This window comes from Aeromicrobium sp. PFPM2_SD2 (genome assembly GCF_057364525.1).
In genome coordinates this window covers 1-887 of record NZ_JBNFNZ010000673.1, presented here as the reverse complement: position 1 = coordinate 887, position 887 = coordinate 1, and the positions used below count along the sequence as shown (strand labels likewise).

Sequence of the window (887 nt, the reverse complement as noted above, 5' to 3'; positions counted from 1 at the left end):
CGGCGGCTCCACGCCGCTCAGCGACACCGACGCCGGCGAGCAGCCGACGCCGGTCCATGAGCGCCGCCCCGGTCAGCAGGCAGACGAGCAGGGCGGTCCGGTCGCCCGGGGCAGGGTCGGGGGTGCGTCCACCGGGGCATCGTGGCAGCGGGACGCTGCCGACGTCCCGGGAACGGCGCACCTGCGAGGATGGCGGCGTGCTGATCCTCGCCGGAACCCCCATCGGACAGGTCGCGGACGCCTCGAGCCGGCTGGGCGAGGTGCTGGCGTCCGCGGACGTCGTCGCCGCCGAGGACACCCGCCGCCTGCGCCGCCTGCTGGGCGAGCTCGGCGTCGAGCCGAGCGGACGCGTCGTGTCCTACTTCGAGGGCAACGAGGAGCGCGCACCTGCAGCTGCTCGACGAGCTGCGGGCCGGCGCGACCGTCGTCGTGGTCACCGACGCGGGCATGCCGAGCGTCTCGGACCCCGGCTACCGGCTCGTCGCCGCCGCCGTCGAGGCGGACGTCCCGGTGACCGCGGTGCCCGGCCCCTCCGCCGTGCTGACCGCGCTGGCCGTCTCCGGGCTCCCGGTCGACCGGTTCTGCTTCGAGGGCTTCCTGCCGCGCAAGGCCGGTGAGCGCGGACGCCGCCTGGCCGAGCTGTCCGCCGAGCCGCGCACCATGGTGTTCTTCGAGTCGCCGCACCGCACCGAGGCGACCCTGCGCGACATGGCCACGGCCTGGGGCGCCGACCGCCCGGCGGCCGTGTGCCGCGAGCTGACCAAGACGTACGAGGAGGTCCGGCGCGCGGCGTCGCCGAGCTGGCCGCCGTTGGTGCGCCGGGCTCGAGCACGGCGTGCGCGGCGAGGTCACGCTCGTCGTCTCCGGCGCCTGGCCGAGCCAGCGCG

At 76.9% G+C, this 887-nt stretch carries 1 protein-coding gene and 1 pseudogene; one reads left to right on the top strand and one right to left on the bottom strand.

Features of this window, described 5'->3' with window-relative positions:
* Nucleotides 1-181, bottom strand: a 181-nt coding sequence (locus AC2W7G_RS17355; protein ID WP_485869535.1) for a hypothetical protein, incomplete at its 3' end; no start/stop codon positions are given.
* Here AC2W7G_RS17355 and rsmI point away from each other — a divergent pair.
* Nucleotides 156-887, top strand: a pseudogene (rsmI, locus tag AC2W7G_RS17350) (16S rRNA (cytidine(1402)-2'-O)-methyltransferase); the annotation flags it as partial. The gene AC2W7G_RS17355 and the pseudogene rsmI overlap by 26 nt on opposite strands.